Source organism: Salinivibrio sp. VGrn1 (assembly GCF_009377995.1).
Classification (GTDB): Bacteria; Pseudomonadota; Gammaproteobacteria; order Enterobacterales; family Vibrionaceae; genus Salinivibrio; species Salinivibrio siamensis.
This window is the reverse complement of sequence record NZ_SATA01000006.1, coordinates 92,632-115,006: the sequence shown is the minus strand read 5'-3', so window position 1 is coordinate 115,006 and position 22,375 is coordinate 92,632. Positions and strand designations below refer to the sequence as shown.

Below are 22,375 nucleotides of genomic sequence, written 5' to 3'. Positions count from 1 at the left end.
CAGAGTATTTAAACGACGCTGTATTGAATGGCGTCGCGTCTTTCGACAATCGAGTTAATTCAGAGGTTTTCCCCTATGTCATTTGCGCTTGGACAACGTTGGATCAGTGATACGGAACATGATCTTGGACTCGGCACTGTGGTGTCCGTTGATGGCCGTACCGTGACCCTAATGTTTCCTGCTAGTGATGAAACACGGCTGTACGCCAGCCATGATGCGCCCGTGACTCGGGTGATGTTCAATCCCGGCGATGAGGTGGAAAGTCACGAAGGCTGGACCATGACCGTCTCACGCGTTGAGGAAAACGATGGGGTATTGACCTATTACGGCCAGCGTTCCGACACAGGGGAAGATGAGGTCGTACTGCGTGAGATCTTACTCAGCCACCAAATTCGCTTTAACAAGCCGCAAGACAAACTGTTTGCAGGCCAACTCGATCGTATGGACCGTTTTGCCCTGCGTTATCGCGCCCTGACCAACCAATATCAGCAATTGCGCAGCCCGCTACGCGGCTTGACGGGTATGCGTGCTGGCCTGATCCCCCATCAGCTTTATATTGCCCATGAAGTCGGTCGTCGTCATGCACCACGCGTGCTGCTCGCCGACGAAGTGGGGTTGGGGAAAACCATTGAGGCAGGAATGATTATCCACCAGCAGGTGCTGGCTGGCCGTGCGGAACGTGTGCTGATTGTGGTACCCGAAACCCTGCAGCACCAGTGGCTGGTGGAGATGATGCGCCGCTTTAATCTGCATTTCTCCATTTTCGATGAAGAGCGCTGTGTCGAGGCTTTTGCCGACTCCCCCAACCCCTTTGATACCCAACAGTTGGTATTGTGCTCACTCGAGTTTCTGCGCAAAAACCGCCGCCGGGTGGAACAAGTGTGTGATACCCATTGGGATCTACTGGTGGTTGACGAAGCCCATCACTTGACTTGGACGCCGGAGGCACCGAGTCGAGAATATCAAATCGTTGAGAGCATTGCCGAACATACGCCGGGCGTGTTGCTACTTACCGCCACGCCTGAGCAACTGGGCCAACAAAGCCATTTTGCTCGCTTGCGCCTGCTCGACCCCGACCGTTTCTATGATTACGACGTCTTTGTCGAAGAAGCACAACAATACGCGCCCGTGGCTGAGGCCGTTGAAGCGCTGCTGAGTGATACCCCACTGACCGACGCGGCACAAGCTGGGATACGTCAGCTATTGCAACACGAAGATCTGTCAGCACGTTTAGCCCAAGTGCACAGTGATAACGCAGAAGAGAACGCTCAGGCGCGCCAACAATTGATTGATGATCTTATGGACCGTCACGGCACCGGGCGTGTGTTATTTCGCAATACCCGGGCGGCAATCAGTGGCTTCCCCAGCCGCCACCTGCATATGCACCCACTCGCGCTACCCAGTCAGTATCAAACTGCCATGCGAGTCGCTGGCATGATGGGTAGCACCGGCTCAAGCGAACAAAAGGCCGTGCAAAACCTGTACCCAGAAGATATCTATCAACAGTTTGAAGGGGATAGCGCGAGCTGGTGGGGCTTTGATCCGCGTATTGACTGGCTGCTGGATTACTTAAAGGCCCATCGCAGCGAGAAGGTGCTGATTATTTGCTCGCGGGCGCAAACCGCACTGACTCTGGAGCAAGCACTGCGTGAGCGCGAAGGCATTCGCGGTACCGTATTCCATGAAGGCATGTCGATTGTTGAGCGTGACAAAGCCGCCGCTTACTTTGCCCAAGAAGAAGGGGGCGCCCAGGTCTTGATCTGCTCGGAAATTGGCTCTGAGGGGCGCAACTTCCAGTTTGCCCATCAGCTGGTAATGTTCGACTTACCGATGAATCCCGACTTACTCGAGCAGCGTATTGGCCGTCTTGACCGTATTGGCCAGACGCAAGATATTGCCATTCATGTCCCGTACCTTGAAGGCACCGCGCAAACCATTTTGGCGCGCTGGTATCACGAAGGCTTGGACGCGTTTGAAGATACTTGCCCCACGGGCCGAGCGGTGTTTGAACAATACGGCGAGACCCTCCTGGCCTTGTTGGCCGCCAACCAACAAGATGATGCGCTGACGACCCTTATTCACGACAGTGCCACCATGAACCAACAGCTAAAAGCGGAAATGGAGCAAGGCCGCGATAAACTGCTAGAAATGCACTCTCACGGTGGGGAAGCCGCCAACCAACTGGCAAACACCATTGCTGAGCAGGATGGCGATACCAACTTAGTCACCTTTACCTTGGGGCTGTTTGATACTATCGGTGTCAATCAAGATGACAAAGGAGAAAATGCCTTGGTGGTCAAACCGTCTGAACACATGATGGTGCCCAGCTACCCAGGGCTACCTACCGATGGCTGTACCATCACCTTTGACCGCGATACCGCATTGAGTCGCGAAGATGTCCAGTTTGTGTCTTGGGAGCACCCCATTGTTCGCGGCGGCATTGATTTGCTGCTGAGCGAAAACATCGGCACCACCGCGGTATCACTGCTTAAAAACAAGTCACTGCCGGTCGGCACGCTGTTTGTCGAGCTTATCTACACCATTGACGCCCAAGCTCCGAAATCGAGCGGTATCCACCGCTTTTTACCGCAAACACCCGTGCGACTGTTGCTTGATGCCAATGGCAATGATCTGTCCGCCAACGTCGAGTTTGAAAGCTTCCATCGTCAACTGAGCCCTGTTAACCGTCACCTCGGCAGTAAAATGGTCAACTCAGTACAAAGCCAAATCCACAAACTGATTGAGAGCAGTGAGCCACTGGCAGAAAAAGCCCTCGGTGAGATCCAAACCCGGGCGCTCCAAGAAATGGAAACCGAGCTCCAACAAGCCTTAGCGCGTTTAGAGGCGCTGAAAACGGTCAATCCGAATATTCGTGATGATGAGCTAGACGCATTACGCGAGCAGATAAGCACCTTGTCGCACCATATTCAGCACGCACAAATTGAACTCGATGCGCTGCGCCTTGTTGTGGTTAGCCACCAATAAACCAAAATGAGACGGGGCCCGGCGGCCCCGATAAACCCTATGGCAATGACTGAATACCATCCACCGACAGACCCTTGGTTAGACATCCTCTATCAAGATGCGGATCTGGTGGTGATCAACAAACCCAGTGGTCTGCTGGCCAACCCTGGTCGCAATCCCGAGCATTACGACAGCGCATGGTCGCGCGTGAAAGCCGCGTTTCCCTCCGCCGAGCTGGTTCACCGCTTAGACATGTCCACCTCAGGGGTGATGGCCTTTGCCGCCCATAAAGAAGCAGAGCGCAACCTTAAAGCGCAGTTTCGCGACCGCATCCCCACCAAACTCTATTATGCGGAAGTGTGGGGACAACCCGACAGCCATGACGGCATCATTGACTTGCCGCTGATTTGTGACTGGCCCAACCGCCCGCGTCAGAAAGTGTGCTTTGAACATGGCAAGCCATCACAAACCCACTACCGTTGCTTGCAAGCCTCACCATCTACCTGCTTGATGGCCCTGTACCCGTTGACGGGACGCTCGCACCAACTGCGTGTGCATATGCAGTCTATAGGGCACAGCATTGTCGGCGATGAATTTTATGCCTGCCCGGATGCGCTCGCCTATACCCATCGACTGCACCTCCATGCTGCCGAACTCAGCCTGCTGCATCCGGCCACCGGTGAAACGCTCCATTTTCAGGCTCCCTGTGATTTTTACCCCACGATGCCCGACAACCGCTTGGCCAATGAGTATCAATTGGCCGTACCACTTGCGAATACAACGACGGATTCACAGGCCAGCTAGCTGAAACCATTGCACAACATCGCGATATCTCGCACCCTAGAGCCATGGATTGAGACTCGGAGATCAACATGGCTCAACACGACCCCGTCAATATCGTCTTTCTCGACCGCAACACTATCCCAGCGCATATTGTCCTGCCCACGCCCCAGCATCCACATCACTGGCAAGCCTACGGTGAAACGCAACCCAGCGATGTGATCGCGCGCTTACAAGATGCTGATATCGCCATTACCAACAAGGTGGTGATCGATGAAACGGTGCTTACCGCCTGTCCGAAACTCAAACTGATTGCGGTGGCCGCAACAGGGGTAAACAATGTCGACTTGGCGGCCTGCCAAGCGCATGGTGTACAAGTATGCAATGTGCAAGGCTATGCCACTCAGTCGGTGCCTGAGCATGTCATTGCCATGATTTTTGCCCTCAAGCGCCAGCTCCTCGGCTACCACCAAGATGTCCAAAATGGCGAATGGCAAAAGCAAGGACAGTTCTGCTTTTTCACCCACCCTATTGGCAGTGTGGCCGGCAGTACATTGGGGATCATTGGAAAAGGTGCATTGGGCGAGGCCGTCGCACAACTTGCGCGCGCAGTAGGAATGAAGGTGGTTTTCGCCGAGCACCGTGGTGCACAGGCATGCCGGCCTGGTTATCTGCCTTTTGAACACGTGCTATGCCAAGCAGATGTGCTCTCCTTACATTGCCCACTCACCGATAACACCCATCATCTTATCGACCAAGACACGCTGGCGTTGATGCCAGAGCATGCCATATTGATCAACACCGGACGTGGCGGCTTAGTCAACGAGACCGCGCTGCTACACGTGCTAGAAACGGGTCAAATTGGCGGTGCTGGATTGGATGTGCTGAGTGAAGAGCCGGCACCTAACACTCACCCGCTGATCGCCGCATCATTGCCTAACCTGCTGGTCACCCCTCATATCGCATGGGGCGCAGATGAAGCGGTTAACCGTCTCGCCAACCAACTGGTGGATAACATTGATGGCTTTTTAAGCGGTTCGCCGCAACATACACTGGTTGACTAGCGCACAAGCCCGCTACATATCGCGGGCTTTTTTCACCACGTCGTAGGCTTTTTGAATTTCTTGCGCCTTTTCTTTGGCAAGCTCCATCATTTCTGGCGGCAAGCCTTTTGCCATCAATTTATCGGGATGATGCTCATTCATCAGCTTACGGTAGGCTTTTTTCACCTCCTGAGAGGAAGCCGACGCATCAACACCCAGCACATCATAGGCATCATCAATCTCACTTTGCCGTGGTGGTGCGCCCGGCCCATCGGTTTGATGCTGCCAGCCGCCTTGATAACCTTGGCTAAAGCGAAACGCGGCTTCTTGCATCCGTAACCGTTGCTCCAGTTGCTGCGGCGAAAAACCCAGTTTCTCAGCAATCATATAGAGTAGTTCGCGCTCTTTAGGATGTAGCTCGCCGTCAGCAAACGCCGCTTGTATTTGCATTTCCAGAAAGACACGCGACAAATCACGCTGCCCTTGGCTCAAAGCACGAATGCCGTTGAGGGTTTCATCCAGCGGAAAATCACTGTCTTTCCCCTCACGGAATGCCTGCTGAGCCAACTGCCTGGCTTCACCTTGCAGCTGCATTCTGTCCATAAATAAGCTGGCGAGACGAATTTCATCCTGTGTCACCTGCCCTTTGGCTTTGGCGATATGTCCCATCACGGCAAAGGTACCGTGAAAAAAAACACGTTGTGCTTGTGGGCCTTGGGCACCAAAACCGCCGAAACGCGCGCGCTGTTTCGCTTTATCAAACTGATGACCCAAGAAAAGGCCAAGAAGAAAACCGATTGGGCCTCCCAACAATGTGCCGAGAATTGCACCAATTACCTTGCCATTTAGTCGCATGCCATGGTCTCATTGCTAGTTTCACACCCTGAACATTTACAGGTGATGCCGGGCGTAAATTGATTTATGATAATCGCATTTTGCAGCCAAAGCATACTGATGCGTTGCCTTCGTGTACACCACGCAATCAGATAAAACAGGAATGTCTTCTTCAATGTCACCGACTGCACGTAGCTTTTTAGCCACCATGATTAGCCTGGCGCTTTATGGCCCAGCCCTTGTTTTTGCTAATGCGGAATCATCCAACGAACCTTGTCCTGATAGCGAGGCGCGCTGTATTCCAGCGAGTGAGCAAACCCAAGATGTGAACAATGCGCCTATTCGCGTGGTGGCCGATCGCGCGGAAGCGCAAACCAATGAAAAAGCCATCTACAACGGTAATGTCGAGGTGACCCAAGGTCATCGTAAAATGACGGCAGATACCGCGACCTTGCGCGATCCAGAACGGATCGTCACCGCTCAAGGTGATGTGGTGTTCAATGACGGCCAGATGATGGTGACATCGGACTATTTACAAGCCAATTTAGAAAACGAAGACACCACACTCAATAATGCGCAGTACAAGATGCTGTGTACGCCAGGGCGAGGGGAAGCCAAGCGGGTATTTAAAAACGGTACCACCTTCTATGAGCTGGAAGATGGCACCTATACCACCTGTCCGGACGAAGACAAAAGCTGGCGCTTTTCTGCCTCGAAAATAGAAAAAGAAGACAGTAGCTTATTTGCTGACCTTTATCACCCTCGGTTTGAGGTGATGAATGTGCCGATCTTTTATCTGCCATACCTGCGGGTGCCCGTTGAAGATGGCCGGCTAACGGGCTTTTTATACCCATCAGTCTCTTGGAGTGATCGCGATGGTATCGAGATGGAAACGCCATTTTATTGGAACATCCATCCGCAACTTGACGCCACGATCACGCCCAAATACATGTCGGAACGGGGTGTGCAGCTCAATACTAAGGTGCGTTATTTAACCCCACTCGGCTCAGGCGCTTTGTACTCAGAATATCTGCCTGATGATCAGCGTAACCCAGATCTTGACGCACGCTGGGGCTTTAACTGGACGCACAGCGGCGTACAGGGTCACTGGCGCTACCAAGCCGATTACAGCAAGGTCAGTGACATCACCTACTTCCAAAACATTGACTCGGACGTGGGTAAACGGGAAGACAATACCTTGCTGCAAACCGGTGAAGTCAGCTACCGCGGCTTAGATTGGAACAGCACCGTGCGCGTGAGAGATTTCCAACCGCTCACAGAAAATACCAGCGTGTATCGTTTGATGCCGCAAGTCGATTTTAACTACTACGCGCCGCAAGTGCTGCCATGGTTGGATATCAGCGTACCGGCACAATTTAGTGTGTTTGCTAACGACGACCCGAATAAACCAGAAGCAACGCGCACACATCTCGCCCCGACCTTGACCATGCCCTTCACACGCCCTTGGTTTAATGCCACGGCCGAAGCCAGCATGCTCTACACCCATTACGATCAGCGCTTTGACAATGCCATGCCAGATGCCGAGTCGACGGCGACCTTGAGTAAGTCGGTGGAGCGTAAAATCCCAACCGTGCGCTTGCATTCCGGCGTGGTTCTAGAGCGTAACTTTTGGGCGATGGGGGGGCACTTTAGCCAAACGATCGAACCTCAAGTGCAATACTTGTACATCAAAGACGTAGAGCAAGGGGATATTTATAACCCCGTCAACTTCAGTGGTGGTGGCTACGATACCGCACGCTTACAAACCGACTACTATGGTTTGTTCCGCGGCAATCAATTTAGCAGCATTGATTATGTTAACCCGGCTAACCAGCTGACTTACGGGGCGACCACTCGTTTTTACGACGGTGGCTATAAAGAGCGACTCAACCTGTCGTTCGGGCAAATTTATTACTTTGATCAGCCGTCAAACCAAGACGCAGAAACCTTTGACTATTCATCTTGGGCGCTCGAAGGGGAAGCGAATATTGATGACTACCTGTTTTTACGGGCATCAATGCAGTACGACAGCAACCTCAGTGAAATGCAATTTGGTAACGTGATTGCCGAGTATCGCCGCCAACAATTCTACGCGCAAACCAGTTATCGCTATGTGGCCCAAGAATACATTGAGTCTACCTTGCCTAACCGCGATATCAGCGCACTCACCGATGACGGCCTATCCCAAGCCGGTGTGGTCACAGGCTTCCCACTGTGGGGAGGCCTCAGTTTTAAAGGCCAATACTGGCGCGATCTGACTCAAGACGTGATGCTAGAAAATCAGTTTAGCCTGACCTATCGCTCGGATTGTTGGGTGGTCGGCCTGAGCTATAACGAGTACTTACTCTCGCGCTCGGATATTAATACAGACCCAGAATACGACAACAACGTGACCCTCTCGTTTAGCCTATTGGGACTGGGAGCTGACAGTGGCTTTAACTTCAGTACAGACTCGGGTAACGCCTTGGGTTATCGTAATCCTTTTGCCCTTAAGAACTAACCCGCCATATTGTGGTCTGGACTGTTGAACCTATGAAAAGAAGTGGACAAAGCATGAACAAATGGAGTCACGCCCTCATCACTGGCGTTTTAGTGTTGCTGACCCCTTTAACACAAGCCGCGCCGAAAGCACTCGATCGCGTGATTGCGGTCGTCAATGACGGCGTGGTGTTAAAAAGTGATATGACGGCGATGCGTCGTACCGTTACCCTTAATGCTGCCAACAGCGATCGCGAATTGCCGCCGCAAGAGGTGCTTGAAGAGCAGATGCGTGAGCGGCTGATTATTGAGGAGCTGCAGCTGCAAGAGGCTAAACGTTTAGGGATTCAGATAGACGACAGCCAATTGCAACAAGCAATTGAAAACATTGCTAAGGAGCAATCGGTTAGCGTACAAGCCCTGCGTGAAAAAATGGCTGAGCAAGGTGTCGCGTGGGCACAATACCGTGAACAAGTGCGTCGTGAGCTCACCATTTCCGAAGCACGTAATGCGCAAGTACGTCGCCGTATTAGTATTTTACCGCAAGAAGTCGAGACGCTCGCTAGCCAACTAAACGAGCAAAAAATGCAAAAAGTGAAATACAAACTTTCGCATATTCAGCTCAAGTTAGACGACGATGCTAGCAAGGCTGAGCGTGAAAGCGTGAAACAGCAAGCTCATCGCTTAGTCGATACTCTACGCCATGACGGGAATGTCGCTGAACTGGCGATGGAATATTCCAAAGGGCCCAAAGCGCTCGACGGCGGTGATTGGGGCTGGTTGCGACGAGAAGAAATGCCGACCATTTTCGCCGACCAGATCACCAACCAAGGTAAAGGGGCGATCATCGGCCCCTTTAGAAGCGGCGTTGGCTTCCATATTCTCAAAATTGACGATGTACAAGGGCTAGAAACGGTCGCGGTCACCGAAGTGAAAGCGCGTCATATCCTGATCAAACCATCGATCGTATTGAGTGATAAAGGCGCGGAGAAAGAGCTCAACCAACTGACGAACCAAATCCGACGTGGTGAGCAAAGTTTTGCCGATCTCGCCAAGCAGTACAGCGACGATCCAGGCTCGGCAGTCAATGGGGGGGATCTAGGTTGGTCAACCACAGATGCCTATGTGCCTGCCTTCAAAGCCAAAGTCGATGCCCTGCCAGAAGGACAAGTCAGCGAGCCGTTTAAAACCGTACATGGCTGGCATATTGTCGAAGTCACTGATCGTCGTGAAGTGGATAAAACCGATGCGGCAGTGAAAAATCGCGCTTACCGCATGCTGTTCAATAGAAAATTCAACGAAGAAGCGCAGGCCTGGCTGCAAGAGCTACGCGCAGGGGCTTACGTCGAGGTGCTCACCGATGACAGCTGAGCGTATCGCGATTACGCCCGGAGAGCCTGCAGGCATCGGGCCTGATCTTGTCTTGGCCATGGCGCTTCATGCCTGGCCTCATCAGCTTGTCGCCGTCGCCAATAAGCAGATGCTGGCTGAGCGCGCCAAGCAGTTAGGGCTAGCCATCAGCTTACGCGACTACGATCCCCGCACTGAGCCGCAAGCACACAAGGCGGGCGAGCTCATTGTCGCAGAGACGCCGATTGGCGCGCCGGTGACGCCCGGGCAACTGGATGAGGCTAACGGCCGCTATGTACTTGATACCCTCACCCGCGCCGCGGAAGGAAACATGAGCGGCGAGTTTGCCGCGATTGTCACCGGTCCGGTTCATAAAGGGATCATCAACCGTGCTGGGGTCTCTTTTAGTGGCCACACCGAGTTTTTCGCCCAACACGCCAATGTCAATCAAGTCGTGATGATGCTCGCCACTGAGGGGCTACGCGTCGCCTTGGTCACCACCCATATTCCATTGGCCTATGTCTCCAAGGCCATCACCCGTGAGCGCTTGCACGACGTTATCGGCATTTTGCATCAAGACTTACGCGAAAAGTTTGCCATCACACATCCTCGTATTTATGTGTGCGGCCTGAATCCGCATGCTGGTGAAGGGGGCTGTTTAGGAACAGAAGAAATCGACACCATTGAGCCGGCGCTGGATGATCTGCGCCAACAAGGGATGGATTTAGTCGGTCCTTTACCTGCAGACACGCTTTTCCAGGAAAAATACCTGCAAGATGCAGACGCGGTGCTGGCGATGTATCACGACCAGGGCTTACCTGTGTTAAAATTCAAAGGATTTGGGCGCTCAGTGAATATTACCCTGGGTCTGCCTTTTGTCAGAACATCAGTAGATCATGGTACTGCACTGGATTTAGCGGGTACCGGTACGGCGGATACAGGAAGCCTGCGGACGGCCATCTCCCACGCCATTGAATTAGTAGATAGCAAGCATGAGCGATAAAGTCCATCAAGGCCACCGTGCCAGAAAACGTTTCGGACAAAACTTCCTAAACGACCCATATGTCATCGATGGGATAGTGTCAGCCATTAATCCCCAATCCGGCGAGAATCTGGTTGAGATTGGCCCAGGCCTCGGCGCGCTCACCGAGCCCGTCACTGAGCAAGTTGATCACTTAAACGTGGTTGAGCTTGACCGTGATCTTGCCGCACGCCTACGCAGTCATCCATTTATGGGACGCAAACTCACGGTCCATGAGGCCGATGCCATGGCATTTGATTTTGCCGAGCTTGCCAAGCAAGGTCCACTGCGGATTTTTGGTAACCTGCCATACAATGTCTCTACACCGTTAATGTTCCATCTGTTCTCGTTTGCCGATCAAGTGCAAGATATGCACTTTATGTTGCAAAAAGAGGTGGTTAACCGTCTGGCTGCGGGCCCGGGCACCAAAGCATATGGGCGTCTCACTGTGATGGCACAATACTACTGCCAAGTCATCCCTGTATTGGAAGTGCCACCGAGTGCCTTTAAACCCGCACCGAAAGTGGACTCTGCCGTTGTCCGTCTGGTGCCACACAAAACCCTGCCACACCCAGTCACCAATTTGTCATGGTTGGAGCGCGTGTGTCGTGAAGGTTTTAATCAGCGTCGCAAAACCATACGTAACTGTTTTAAATCATTAGTCAGCACGGACACCTTGACCGAGCTCGGTATCGACCCCAGCTTACGTCCTGAGCACATGACTTTGGCGCAGTTCTCCCGCTTAGCTAACTGGTTGGACGCCAATCACTCATCATAAACAGGAGCCTTGATTTGCAAGCCACTGAACAATCGCAATTCGAGATTCACGTCGCGACCCAATACGTGGAAGACCAATCAGAGCCTGACAATGAGCGTTTTGTCTTCTCTTACACCGTCACCATTGAAAACCGCGGCGATGCCCCTGCGCAACTTATGCGCAGAAAATGGCTCATTACCGATGCCAATGGTAAAGAGCTAGAAATAGAAGGAGAAGGCGTTGTCGGCGAGCAACCCAAGATTGCCGCGGGGGAAAAATACACCTACACCAGTGGCACCATCATCGAGACCCCTGTGGGTGTGATGCAAGGTTTTTATACCATGCAAGGTCAAGACGATCAGTCATTTAAAGTCGACATCGCACCGTTTCGTCTCGCGCTGCCAAACATTCTCCACTAACCCCAGCAGGGAGGCATATGGCGACCTATCTTGTCGGGGATATCCATGGCTGTGAGCGCACATTAGATGCGCTTCTCACCCAAGTCGGGTTTTCCCCAGATAAAGACACTTTGTACTCAGTTGGGGATTTGGTCGCACGTGGGCCAGATTCCCTTAGCGTATTACGTTACTTTTATCAGCTCGGTGACGCAGCTCAGGTTGTCTTGGGTAACCATGACTTACATTTACTGGCCGTTGCCCATGGCATAAAACCGGTCAAAGCCAAAGACAACACCCAGCCCATTCTCGATGCGCCAGATAGGGAGCAACTCCTCGGCTGGCTTTCTCAGCAACCGCTTCTGATGGATGTCTCCGCGCCAGACGGTGGCTTTTTACTCACCCATGCCGGGGTTAGCCCGCAATGGGATAAAAAGACAGCAGTCGCCTGTGCACGCGAGGTAGAAGCGATATTGCGCAGTGATGATCAGCGCTGGTTGCTAGAAAACATGTATGCCGACAGCCCCGAACAGTGGGATCCAACACTCACCGGGCTTGACCGCTATCGCTATATCATCAATAGCTTTACCCGCATGCGTTTTTGTTTCCCAGATGGCCGCCTTGATATGCAATGCAAATTGCCGCCCAACCAGGCCGAGGACAGTGGTTTGTTACCTTGGTTTGAGGTGCCGGCGCGCCAGCCGCTTGATCAGTCGGTGGTGTTTGGCCATTGGGCGGCGTTAAATGGCACCATCCAGCCCAAGCTTTATGGGCTAGATACTGGGTGCGTATGGGGCGGTAAGCTCACGCTCCTTCGTTGGGAAGATAAAGCCTGCTTTACGTTAGCGGCAGAAAATAGCGCCACTTAGGCACGATCCCAGACAGTAAAAGTGACGGGGTAGGCGTTTTTTTCATCCACAGGATGGGCGCCAACCTCTGTTTTCACCCATCCTTCTCCCCACTGCGGGAAGCGGGTGTCGCCGTCGACGTCGAGATCGATAAAGGTCAGGTACAAACGGTCAGCACGGGGCAAAAATGCCTGATAAATGGTACCGCCACCAATCACCATGACCTCCTCATACTCGACCACGGTTTCAAGCGCTTGCTCTGGCGAGCTCACCACTGTGACGCCCTCTGGCTGAAAATCAGGGTCGCGGCTGATCACAATGTTCGGTCGTTTGGGCAGCGGACGACCAATCGACTCAAAGGTTTTACGCCCCATCACCACAGGGTGACCAAGGGTGGTGCGTTTAAACCACGCTAAATCCGCCGGCAAATGCCACGGCATTTGGTTATTCTTGCCAATCACTCGATCGTTTGCCATCGCAGCAACTAAACTGATGCGCATTCTAGGTGCCTTTTTCCTTAAATCACTGGTCGGCGACGATAAAACAATAACCCGGGCATCGCAAGACCAATGGCCAATGCCGAGAGAATAAAGCCAGCTGTGGTGAGGTTTTCGATAAGGCTCGCCCATAAAGCAGGGCTATAGCCTTGATTGTTGATGGTTACCAACGCAATCATCGCTTTAAACGCGTAAACGCCGGGGATCATCGGGATGATCGCTGCCACGGTAAACACCTTGGGATGCGCCAAAAAGCGCTGCGACCAGTACACACCTAAAAAGCCAATCGTGGTCGCCCCTGCCAGCGTGGCCCATTCAATCGCGACACCAGACTCCATCAGTAAAAAGCGTAAGCCATGCCCCACGGCACCGCCATAAGCACAGTATTTGAGCGCCTTAACCGGTACATTGAACACTAATGCAAACCCCACCGCAGGGATCATAGCAAAAAACATATCTTCCAGTAAGGCGAGCAATAAACTCATAACCATCCCCACGCCCCCACGAGACTCATAGCACCGACAATGCCTAATGCTGTTGCCAAGGTGAGCAAGGATGCCATCGTCCAGCGTGCGATACCCATATCGACAAAGCCTTTGACCATGTCTGATACCGCATTTATCAACGGGTAGCCAGGTACCAACATTAAGACTGATGAGGCCATGATGAGGAAGGGTTCATTGCCCCAATGCATTATGGTCCCCACACTGGATATCAAGGTGGTGACCATGGCGGTGACCGCGAAAGTGAGAAGCGGATTAAATTGACGGTGAGCTATCAACTGGCGTACCCGCATACCGGTGGCAGAGGCGATAAACGTGAGTGCAAACACCACCGCATCACCGCCCGCTAAACGACTAAAGGCCGCACACGATAACCCTATCATCCCCACCACGAGCCAAGGTGGGTAACGAAAGGGCTCAATCCGGCTCAAGCGCTTACGTACCGCCAAGGCGTCGAGGATCCCTTTCTCGGCCAAAATGACCGTGCGCTGGATATCGGTCACCACTTTCATATTAATCCCGCGATCGGGACAACGTCTGGCGGTGGTAATGCAGTGACCTTGACTGAGTGTGGTGACCACTAAGGAGCTCGCCGATAACGCCAGTTCAACGCTATCGAGCCCTAGCGCCCGCCCTAAACGGATGCTCACATCACTGACGAGTTTACTTTCCGCACCATGCTGTAATAGCCGCTGGCCGACTTCAATCACCAGACGCGATATGGCCCGTTGCTCTGGTTCGGTTAACCGCTTTCCCACCTCAAAAATCCCTCTTCGTTGCACTTATCTACTCGCAGTATTCACCACAGCGTCATCTCGGTCTTTGATGCAAATAAAGTTGTGCTCAGATTATCGCCATGTCGGAGATAAAAAAAGCCGCTACAACAGTAACGGCTTTATAAGATTAAGGCTTGTAGATGATCTCGACATCGTAGTCGTCTTCGTTCCAGTCGTCCCAATCATCGTCGTCATCACTTTGATTGAGCTGCTGTTCGTGGTGATCATCCCACTTAAACGCCACTGTCTCATCTTCCGGCTCAACTTCAGGTTTCGGCGCGGGTAGCGCTTCAATCGACGCCATCAGATCGTAAATAAGCGGTTGGACGTTCGCTTTATTAATCGCAGATATCGCATAGTATTTGTCATCCCACGCCAATGCCTCAAGCACGCGGTCAATCTGCGCCTGCGCCTCGTCTTCCGGCATCAAATCCACTTTATTAAACACCAACCAACGCGGTTTATCCGCCAGCTTTTCGCTGTATTGGTTCAGCTCATCAATAATGGTGAACGCGTTATCGACCGGATCGGTACCATCCACGGGCAGCAAGTCAATCATGTGCAATAAGACGCGGCAACGCTCTAGGTGCTTCAAGAAGCGGATGCCCAACCCAGCGCCGTCCGCCGCACCTTCAATCAGGCCTGGAATATCGGCCACCACAAAGCTCTTGTCAGCCGCTACACGGACCACCCCAAGGCTAGGTACTAAGGTGGTAAAAGGATAATCAGCCACTTTCGGTTTCGCCGCGGATACCGCACGAATAAAGGTGGATTTACCCGCATTCGGCAAGCCCAACATCCCCACATCAGCCAACAGCAACAACTCCAAACGCAGCTGACGAACTTCGCCTTTGGTTCCCATGGTTTTTTGTCGTGGGGCGCGGTTGATAGACGACTTAAATCGGGTATTGCCTAAGCCGTGAAACCCGCCTTTGGCCACCATTACCTGCATGCCATGCTCGGTTAAATCGGCAATCACTTCACCGGTATCTTCATCGATGGCGCGCGTGCCCACCGGAACATTCAGCACCAAGTCGTCGCCCCGTTTACCGGTACAGTTGCCACCGCGACCGTTTTCGCCACGAGCCGCAGAATGAAAGCGCTCAAACTGGTAATCGATCAGGGTATTCAGGTTTTCGTCGGCCAGCAGATAGACGTCACCACCATCGCCGCCATCACCGCCATCTGGGCCCCCTTTAGGGACATATTTTTCCCGCCGGAAGCTAACGGTGCCATTGCCCCCGTCTCCGGCATCGACGCGAATAATCGCTTCATCTACAAACTTCATGCTAACTTCTCCGCACCAATCGCTAAAACGCACGTTTATTGCAATTAGTTTTATCCCAGATTAGTGAATGGCGATCTTATCGATCTTAGGATCATTTTTCTGTTTTGACCGCTTTTCTGTGCTGCTTTGATCAGACGCTCACTGACCGGTGATCACCAGACACAATAAAAAGCCCCGCCAAAAGGCAGGGCTTCAAAAATTCGCTTGGCGTTGAAGCTTATTCAGCTTCGATAGTAACGAATTTACGGTTATGACGACCTTTGGTCTCAAATTTCACTTTGCCATCAGACAGAGCGAATAGAGTGTGGTCTTTACCGCAACCTACGTTATTGCCTGCGTGGAATTTAGTACCACGTTGACGAACGATGATGTTACCTGCTAGTACAGACTCACCACCAAAGCGTTTAACACCTAGGCGTTTACTTTCTGAATCGCGGCCGTTTTTAGTAGAACCGCCAGCTTTTTTGTGTGCCATCTCTTCTCTCTCCTACTCTTAAGCGCTGATGCCAGTGATTTTGACTTCAGTGAACCACTGACGGTGGCCCATGTGCTTGCGAGAATGTTTACGACGACGGAACTTAACGATATTCACTTTATCGCCGCGACCGTGAGTAACAACTTCTGCTGTTACTTTTGCACCGCTAACAAAAGGCGCGCCAACTTTAACGTCTTCGCCGTTTGCCACTAGCAATACTTTGTCAAGTTCTACACTTGCGCCAGTTTCAACGTCTAGCTTTTCCAAGCGAATAGTCTGGCCTTCGCTTACTCGGTGTTGCTTACCACCACTTTGGAAAACTGCGTACATGTTTTACTCCGCATTTCCGCACGGCCTGCTGCATTATTGAGCAACAAGGGGTGCGCATATAATTCATCAATAGGGCGCGAATTCTACGGCAGAAATTGATTTGAGGCAAGAGGGGAAAGCAAGAAAATTGGTGAAAAGGTGCTCAGCATTAATTCCCGCACATTTTCCCTGTGTGAGCGCTATCTCGTCGCCTGTTATCTGGTGTACTATGCGAAGCTAAATACCCGCTCTGGTGCCGATACTGACGAAGGTTTCACGCCATTCTGAACGTATTAACATGCAATATTTCGCCTCTTGCTGCTAGTGAGTTGTGATTTATTTCGTTAGCTCGGCAGGCAAGTAACTAGGACAACGCCCGGATATATTCATGGATTTCAAATCAATCCAAGCCTTAATTAGTGACGACATGGCGCAGGTCGATCAAAAGATCCTCGCCCAGCTAAACTCTGATGTCGCGCTAATCAATCAGCTCGGCTTTTACATCGTCAATAGCGGTGGTAAACGACTGCGCCCGATGCTCGCTGTATTAGCGGCGCGTGCGCTTGGTTATCACGGTGACAAACATACCACCGCCGCCGCGTTTATTGAGTTTATTCACACCGCCACCTTGCTCCATGATGACGTGGTCGATGAATCCGATTTGCGTCGCGGTAACGCAACGGCCAATGCCTTGTTTGGTAATGCGGCCAGTGTGTTAGTCGGTGACTACATTTATACCCGCTCGTTTCAAATGATGACCAGCCTGCGCTCGTTACGCATTCTGGACTTAATGAGTGAGGCTACCAATGTGATCGCTGAGGGGGAAGTGCTGCAATTGATGAATTGTAACGACCCTGATACCACAGAAACCAGTTACATGCAGGTGATCTACTCTAAAACGGCGCGCTTGTTTGAATCAGCCACCCAGATTGGCGCGATTCTTAACGAGGCGGACGCGGAGACGGAGAAAGCCCTTCAAGACTATGGCCGTTACCTCGGGACGGCGTTCCAGTTAATTGATGATGTGATTGACTACACCAGCGCTGACGATGAAATGGGTAAGCAAACGGGCGATGATCTCGCCGAAGGCAAACCAACATTGCCTTTGTTGCACGCCATGCAACATGGGTCTGAGGCAGAGTCGGCGATGATCCGTACCGCCATCGAAAAAGGCAATGGCCGCGATAAACTCGAGGCGATTCTGGCCTGTATGGACGCCTGCGGCTCTCTCGCCTATACGCGAAAACGTGCCGAGCAGGAATCAGAAAAAGCGATCCGTGCGCTCGATACGCTGCCAGATACCCCGTATAAACACGCCTTAGTGGCGTTGGCGCATTTAGCGGTTGACCGCAACACCTAGCTCAATATAAGCCCCTAGCCAAAATAAAAAGCGGCGCTGTTGCGCCGCTTCTCTCACCAATGTCGAATTGCCCACTATTTTGCCGCGAACTCTTCGCCCATTTTAATATCTTTACGCAACGTTTCTAGCATCTTGTCCATCGCTTGTTGCTCATACGCACTGAGCTCACCGATGCTTAGGATCTCGTCGACCCCTTCTTTGCCTAGACGTACAGGTTGAGCAAAGAAACGGGCATGCTCGCCACTGCCTTCAACGTACGCGCATTCCACCACGTTTTGTTCGCCTTGCAGGGCACGGACCAGCGATAGACCAAAACGGCATGCAGCCTGACCCATCGACAAGGTCGCAGAACCACCACCGGCTTTGGCTTCCACCACTTCGGTGCCAGCGTTTTGAATGCGTGGGGTCAAGGCTTCAACCTCTTCTTGGCTAAACGTCACCCCTTTTACTTGCGACAATAGCGGCAGAATGGTCACGCCCGAGTGGCCACCGATAACAGGAATAGACACTTCGCGTGGATCCATGCCTTTCAGCTCACCGATAAAGGCTTCAGAGCGGATCACATCCAGCGTGGTCACGCCAAACAGTTTGTTTTTGTCATACACGCCCTTGGCTTTCAGCACATCCGCGGCAATCGCCACCGTGGTGTTCACTGGGTTAGTGATAATGCCTACGCAGGCTTTTGGACAGACATCGGCGATTTTTTCCGCCAATGACTTAACAATCCCGGCATTTACATTGAACAAGTCAGAGCGATCCATACCCGGCTTACGGGCCACCCCCGCAGAGATTAATACCACATCAGCCCCATCAAGTGCTGGCGTTGGGTCTTCGCCGCTGTAGCCTTTGATGGTGACCGGCGTGGGGATATGACTGAGGTCAACCGCCACACCTGGCGTAACAGGAGCGATATCATACAAAGCCAGGTCGGAACCGGCTGGTAAATTGTTTTTTAGCAGTAGGGCTAGAGCCTGACCAATGCCTCCCGCGGCGCCAATCACAGCAACTTTCATGTCGTTCTCCTTTCGATATTTCTTATAGTCCGGATCCGGTCCGGCTTCTGTTCGGGCACAAATCGCCCATCAATGGTGCGAACTGTTGCTTCATCATATGCCCGCCCCTACCCCCACTCAAGCCTCAGGCGGTGATGATCAGCCTAAGCTCTCATTTTTTCGCTCTCCCTTTCCCCCACCCTTTCGTTGTCGCGGGGTGTCTGGTCAGCAACAGTGATATTGTCGCCATTTTACACCCTCAGTGATTGCCCCTCGTTGCATGTATATGCAAAATAGCCACTCGTTTGTCATTGCGAGTCTGCCGTCATGCGTAACTCAGAAAAACAAGACCAATTGGTTCGAGCGTTTAAAGCGATCCTCAAAGAAGAAAAGTTCAGTTCTCAGGGTGAGATTGTCGAAGCCCTACGTGCTCAAGGATTTGAGGGCATCAACCAGTCGAAAGTATCACGCATGTTGACCAAGTTCGGCGCTGTGCGTACCCGCAACGCCAAAATGGAAATGGTCTATTGCTTACCGATTGAACTCGGTGTCCCAACCACTGGCAGCGCCTTGCGCGAGCTGGTGATGGAAATTGACTATAATGAGGCTGTGGTGGTGATCCATACGGGGCCAGGGGCGGCGCAACTCATCGCTCGCCTACTTGACTCTCTGGGCAAGGCTGAAGGTATCCTAGGAGCAGTGGCTGGAGACGACACCATCTTTATCACACCCACCCGCGGTACCAGCACAGAAGCCTTATTTGAGGCCGTGTGTGATCTCTTTGAATATCATTATTGATTCCTTTATCAGGCAGCGTGAAGCCGCTGCCTACCTGCCCTGTCTTACTTTTGAGTCGCCACAACGAAAGCAAAAGCGATAACATCGTTTTAATTTTTTGATACCCCTCTGTTACTATCTGCTTTTAGCTGCCACACACTGTTCACGCTTTCGTTAAACGTCAATTATACTGCGAACGTAGCAGTGGGCTGCAGACAGGCGAGTCGCTCATGGAGAGTGACGCAGCCGGGTATGCATTTCTCGGGACACTGTAGCCGCATCAGCGGTGCATATGATAATAAGGACAAACTGCATGACGAAGACACATCAATCGTCTCCTGATGTGCAAGACATGGTGGCGCAAGCAGACACAGGCGCACGATCACCGCATGGACTATCAGGACGTATTCTTTGGCTGGTACCACTTTGCTGGTCCCTTTTTCAGCTTTGGTATGCGTCACCGCTACCTTTTGCGCTCGACTTTGGCGTACTCAATAATACCGAAGCACGTTCGCTCCATTTAGCGTTCGCAATGTTTTTGGCTTATACCGCTTATCCCGCGCGTAAAACCTCACCCCGTGATCGCGTTCCCTTGCTCGATTGGGTTTTTGCGCTCGTAGGCAGTTTAGCCGCAGGTTATCTCTTCCTTTTTTACAATCAGCTTGCTGATCGCGCTGGTGCTTACACCTCGTTTGATATCACGGTTGCCGCCATCGGCATGATTCTGATGTTGGAAGCAACACGCCGCGCCCTTGGCCCCCCATTGATGGTGGTGGCTGGTGTCTTCTTACTCTATACCTTTGCCGGCCCCTACATGCCGGATGTCATCGCTCACAAAGGGGCAAGCTTGAACAAAGCCATGTCACACTTGTGGCTGACGACTGAAGGCGTCTTTGGCGTAGCACTGGGGGTGTCCACCTCTTTCGTCTTTCTGTTTGTGCTCTTCGGCGCACTCCTCGACCGTGCCGGCGCCGGTGGCTATTTTATTAAAGTGGCCTTCTCACTATTAGGCCATATGCGCGGCGGTCCTGCGAAAGCCGCGGTCGTGGCCTCTGGCCTCTCAGGCTTGGTCTCGGGCTCATCGATTGCCAACGTCGTCACCACCGGGACTTTCACCATTCCACTGATGAAACGCGTGGGTTTCCCGAGCCATAAAGCCGGGGCGGTGGAGGTTGCCGCGTCGACCAATGGCCAGCTGACTCCGCCGATTATGGGCGCTGCCGCATTCTTGATGGTGGAATACGTGGGGATTTCCTACGTCGAGGTGATTAAAGCCGCGCTACTCCCTGCACTGATCTCTTATATTGCGCTAATTTACATCGTGCACCTAGAGGCTTGTAAAGCCGGTATGGAAGGCTTACCACGCCGCCATACCAGCACGGTATTACAAAAACTGTTCTCGTTCATGACGGTATTTGTCGGCTTGCTGGTGCTCAGTGCTGCGGTTTACTACGGCATTGGTTGGACCAAGGATGTGTTTGGCGCTATGGCAACCGTGGTCATCGGTATCCTCACCTTGGTGGCTTATGTACTTTTAGTACGCTACTCCGCCCAGTATAAATCGCAAGCAGCGGAAGACCCCGCGGCGGCCGATTTGTCCGAAGTGCCAGAGCCGGGCCCCACCGTGCGTTCAGGCTTGTACTACCTGCTGCCAATCGGCGTATTGGTATGGTGCTTGACCGTCGAGCGCTTCTCACCAGGCCTGTCTGCATTTTGGGCGACGGTGTTTATGATTTTTATCATTCTCACCCAGCGCCCGCTGATTGCCTACTTCAACCAGCGTACCAACTTTAAAGAAGAGATCCGCGACGGGGTGACAGACTTAGCTGAGGCCTTTGTTACTGGTGCGCGCAACATGATCGGTATCGGTGTCGCCACCGCAGCGGCCGGGATCGTGGTGGGTACGGTGACACTCACTGGTATCGGCTTGGTAATGACAGACTTCGTCGAGTTCATCTCCGGCGGTAACATCTTCCTGATGCTGCTGTTCACCGCGGTGATCAGCTTGCTATTAGGGATGGGACTGCCGACTACCGCCAACTATATCGTGGTCTCCACCCTGATGGCGCCGGTCATTGTTACCTTGGGCGCACAGCAGGGGCTAATTATTCCACTGATCGCGGTACACTTATTCGTGTTCTACTTTGGTATCCTTGCCGATGACACGCCCCCGGTGGGGCTGGCTGCCTTTGCGGCGGCAGCGATCGCTAAATCCGACCCCATCCGCACCGGTGTGCAAGGTTTCACCTACGATATTCGCACCGCCATCCTGCCATTTATGTTTATCTTCAACACTCAGTTGTTGTTGCTCGATCTCGATGGCCCCTTCCACCTGATTTTGACCATTGTGTCGGCGACAATAGCCATGCTGGCTTTTTCTGCCGCGACACAAGGTTGGTGGATGACCAAGAACAAATGGTGGGAAACCGCACTGCTGTTGTTAATCACCTTCTCCCTCTTCCGCCCAGGGTTTTGGTGGGACGAAGTGTATCCACCGACCACCAGCTTCCCAGGCACAGAGATCACCCGTGTAGCGGAGCAGCTACCAGAAGGAAAACCGCTGCAGCTTGAAGTGGAAGGGGAAAACTTCTTTGGTGAGCAAGTCTCCAAACACGTGGTTCTGCCCGTGGATCATAGCCTTGAAAGCGGTGAAGCCCGCATTAACGACACAGGCTTAATGCTTCGTGAGGAAGATGACAAGTTGTTGGTGGATATGATCCAGTTTGGCAGTGACGCTGACAAAGCGGGCATCGATTTTGACTGGCAAATCAAAACGGTGACGGTTGATAATGTCCGGCCATGGAAAGAGTGGGTGTTTGTCCCTACTCTCTTGCTCTTAGCATTGTTGGGGTGGAATCAACGCCGCCGTATTCGCCAAGCCTAATAACAGGGGGACGTGGGTAACACGTGCCCCTTTCTTTTATAAGC

At 52.4% G+C, this 22,375-nt stretch carries 20 protein-coding genes; 12 read left to right on the top strand and 8 right to left on the bottom strand.

The features are described from left to right. Nucleotides 1-75: 75 nt before the first annotated feature. From rapA to EHW56_RS10785, 3 genes are all read left to right on the top strand, one after another. Nucleotides 76-2,985 (top strand): RNA polymerase-associated protein RapA, encoded by a 2,910-nt coding sequence (rapA, locus tag EHW56_RS10795; RefSeq protein WP_152799726.1) that lies wholly within the window; start codon nt 76-78, stop codon nt 2,983-2,985. Between the two features lie 39 nt (nt 2,986-3,024). Beyond that, nucleotides 3,025-3,768 (top strand): bifunctional tRNA pseudouridine(32) synthase/23S rRNA pseudouridine(746) synthase RluA, encoded by a 744-nt coding sequence (gene rluA, locus EHW56_RS10790; RefSeq protein WP_152799724.1) that lies wholly within the window; start codon nt 3,025-3,027, stop codon nt 3,766-3,768. A 68-nt stretch (nt 3,769-3,836) separates the two neighbouring features. Beyond that, nucleotides 3,837-4,808 (top strand): D-2-hydroxyacid dehydrogenase, encoded by a 972-nt coding sequence (locus EHW56_RS10785; protein WP_152799722.1) that lies wholly within the window; start codon nt 3,837-3,839, stop codon nt 4,806-4,808. Nucleotides 4,809-4,820: 12 nt separating this feature from the next. Here EHW56_RS10785 and djlA read toward each other — a convergent pair whose 3' ends face one another. Continuing rightward, nucleotides 4,821-5,642, bottom strand: coding sequence for a co-chaperone DjlA (gene djlA, locus EHW56_RS10780; protein ID WP_152799720.1), 822 nt, complete (start codon nt 5,640-5,642; stop codon nt 4,821-4,823). Between the two features lie 154 nt (nt 5,643-5,796). On the opposite strand from djlA, the gene lptD reads away from it, so the two are divergent. From lptD to apaH, 6 genes are read left to right on the top strand one after another with little or no spacing between them, the layout of a single operon-like run. Next, a complete protein-coding gene (lptD, locus tag EHW56_RS10775; RefSeq protein WP_152799718.1) occupies nt 5,797-8,121 on the top strand; it encodes an LPS assembly protein LptD in 2,325 nt (774 codons plus the stop codon). 53 nt (nt 8,122-8,174) lie between these two features. Continuing rightward, entirely contained in the window at nt 8,175-9,470 is a 1,296-nt protein-coding gene (gene surA / locus EHW56_RS10770) for a peptidylprolyl isomerase SurA (protein ID WP_046074276.1), read from the top strand. Next, nucleotides 9,460-10,452 carry a 4-hydroxythreonine-4-phosphate dehydrogenase PdxA gene (pdxA, locus tag EHW56_RS10765; protein WP_046074277.1) on the top strand — a complete coding sequence of 331 codons (993 nt, stop codon included), beginning with the start codon at nt 9,460-9,462 and terminating at the stop codon, nt 10,450-10,452. Before surA ends, pdxA begins: the two co-directional genes overlap by 11 nt. Next, nucleotides 10,442-11,248 carry a 16S rRNA (adenine(1518)-N(6)/adenine(1519)-N(6))-dimethyltransferase RsmA gene (gene rsmA, locus EHW56_RS10760; protein WP_077606389.1) on the top strand — a complete coding sequence of 269 codons (807 nt, stop codon included), beginning with the start codon at nt 10,442-10,444 and terminating at the stop codon, nt 11,246-11,248. Before pdxA ends, rsmA begins: the two co-directional genes overlap by 11 nt. 14 nt (nt 11,249-11,262) lie before the next feature. Continuing rightward, entirely contained in the window at nt 11,263-11,646 is a 384-nt protein-coding gene (gene apaG, locus EHW56_RS10755; RefSeq protein WP_046074279.1) for a Co2+/Mg2+ efflux protein ApaG, read from the top strand. 17 nt (nt 11,647-11,663) lie between these two features. Then, the gene (gene apaH / locus EHW56_RS10750; RefSeq protein WP_152799716.1) at nt 11,664-12,491 is read left to right on the top strand and encodes a bis(5'-nucleosyl)-tetraphosphatase (symmetrical) ApaH; all 828 of its coding nucleotides are present in this window, start codon (nt 11,664-11,666) and stop codon (nt 12,489-12,491) included. Here apaH and folA read toward each other — a convergent pair. The 6 genes from folA to rplU all read right to left on the bottom strand — a co-directional run bounded on the left by folA (nt 12,488) and on the right by rplU (nt 16,339). Further along, nucleotides 12,488-12,970, bottom strand: coding sequence for a type 3 dihydrofolate reductase (gene folA, locus EHW56_RS10745; protein WP_046074281.1), 483 nt, complete (start codon nt 12,968-12,970; stop codon nt 12,488-12,490). The genes apaH and folA overlap by 4 nt on opposite strands. A 17-nt stretch (nt 12,971-12,987) precedes the next feature. Continuing rightward, nucleotides 12,988-13,452 carry a threonine/serine exporter family protein gene (locus tag EHW56_RS10740; RefSeq protein WP_046074282.1) on the bottom strand — a complete coding sequence of 155 codons (465 nt, stop codon included), beginning with the start codon at nt 13,450-13,452 and terminating at the stop codon, nt 12,988-12,990. After that, the gene (locus EHW56_RS10735) at nt 13,449-14,228 is read right to left on the bottom strand and encodes a threonine/serine exporter ThrE family protein (protein WP_046074283.1); all 780 of its coding nucleotides are present in this window, start codon (nt 14,226-14,228) and stop codon (nt 13,449-13,451) included. The genes EHW56_RS10740 and EHW56_RS10735 overlap by 4 nt, the downstream gene beginning before the upstream one ends. Before the next feature lie 145 nt (nt 14,229-14,373). Further along, a complete protein-coding gene (gene cgtA, locus EHW56_RS10730) occupies nt 14,374-15,534 on the bottom strand; it encodes an Obg family GTPase CgtA (RefSeq protein WP_046074284.1) in 1,161 nt (386 codons plus the stop codon). 217 nt (nt 15,535-15,751) lie between these two features. After that, nucleotides 15,752-16,009, bottom strand: a complete 258-nt coding sequence (gene rpmA / locus EHW56_RS10725; RefSeq protein ID WP_046074285.1) for a 50S ribosomal protein L27 — start codon at nt 16,007-16,009, stop codon at nt 15,752-15,754. 18 nt (nt 16,010-16,027) lie between these two features. After that, complete coding sequence (gene rplU / locus EHW56_RS10720) at nt 16,028-16,339, bottom strand: 50S ribosomal protein L21 (RefSeq protein WP_046074286.1); 312 nt, start codon at nt 16,337-16,339, stop codon at nt 16,028-16,030. Between the two features lie 367 nt (nt 16,340-16,706). On the opposite strand from rplU, the gene ispB reads away from it, so the two are divergent. Next, the gene (gene ispB / locus EHW56_RS10715; RefSeq protein WP_046074287.1) at nt 16,707-17,678 is read left to right on the top strand and encodes an octaprenyl diphosphate synthase; all 972 of its coding nucleotides are present in this window, start codon (nt 16,707-16,709) and stop codon (nt 17,676-17,678) included. A gap of 74 nt (nt 17,679-17,752) precedes the next feature. On the opposite strand, the gene mdh is transcribed toward ispB, so the two are convergent. Further along, nucleotides 17,753-18,691 (bottom strand): malate dehydrogenase, encoded by a 939-nt coding sequence (gene mdh, locus EHW56_RS10710; RefSeq protein ID WP_046074288.1) that lies wholly within the window; start codon nt 18,689-18,691, stop codon nt 17,753-17,755. Nucleotides 18,692-18,997: 306 nt separating this feature from the next. On the opposite strand from mdh, the gene argR reads away from it, so the two are divergent. Together argR and EHW56_RS10700 are read left to right on the top strand one after the other, a co-directional pair. After that, the gene (gene argR / locus EHW56_RS10705; protein WP_046074289.1) at nt 18,998-19,468 is read left to right on the top strand and encodes a transcriptional regulator ArgR; all 471 of its coding nucleotides are present in this window, start codon (nt 18,998-19,000) and stop codon (nt 19,466-19,468) included. A 292-nt stretch (nt 19,469-19,760) separates the two neighbouring features. Next, the gene (locus tag EHW56_RS10700) at nt 19,761-22,331 is read left to right on the top strand and encodes a TRAP transporter permease (RefSeq protein WP_152796075.1); all 2,571 of its coding nucleotides are present in this window, start codon (nt 19,761-19,763) and stop codon (nt 22,329-22,331) included. The last annotated feature ends 44 nt before the right edge of the window (nt 22,332-22,375 follow it).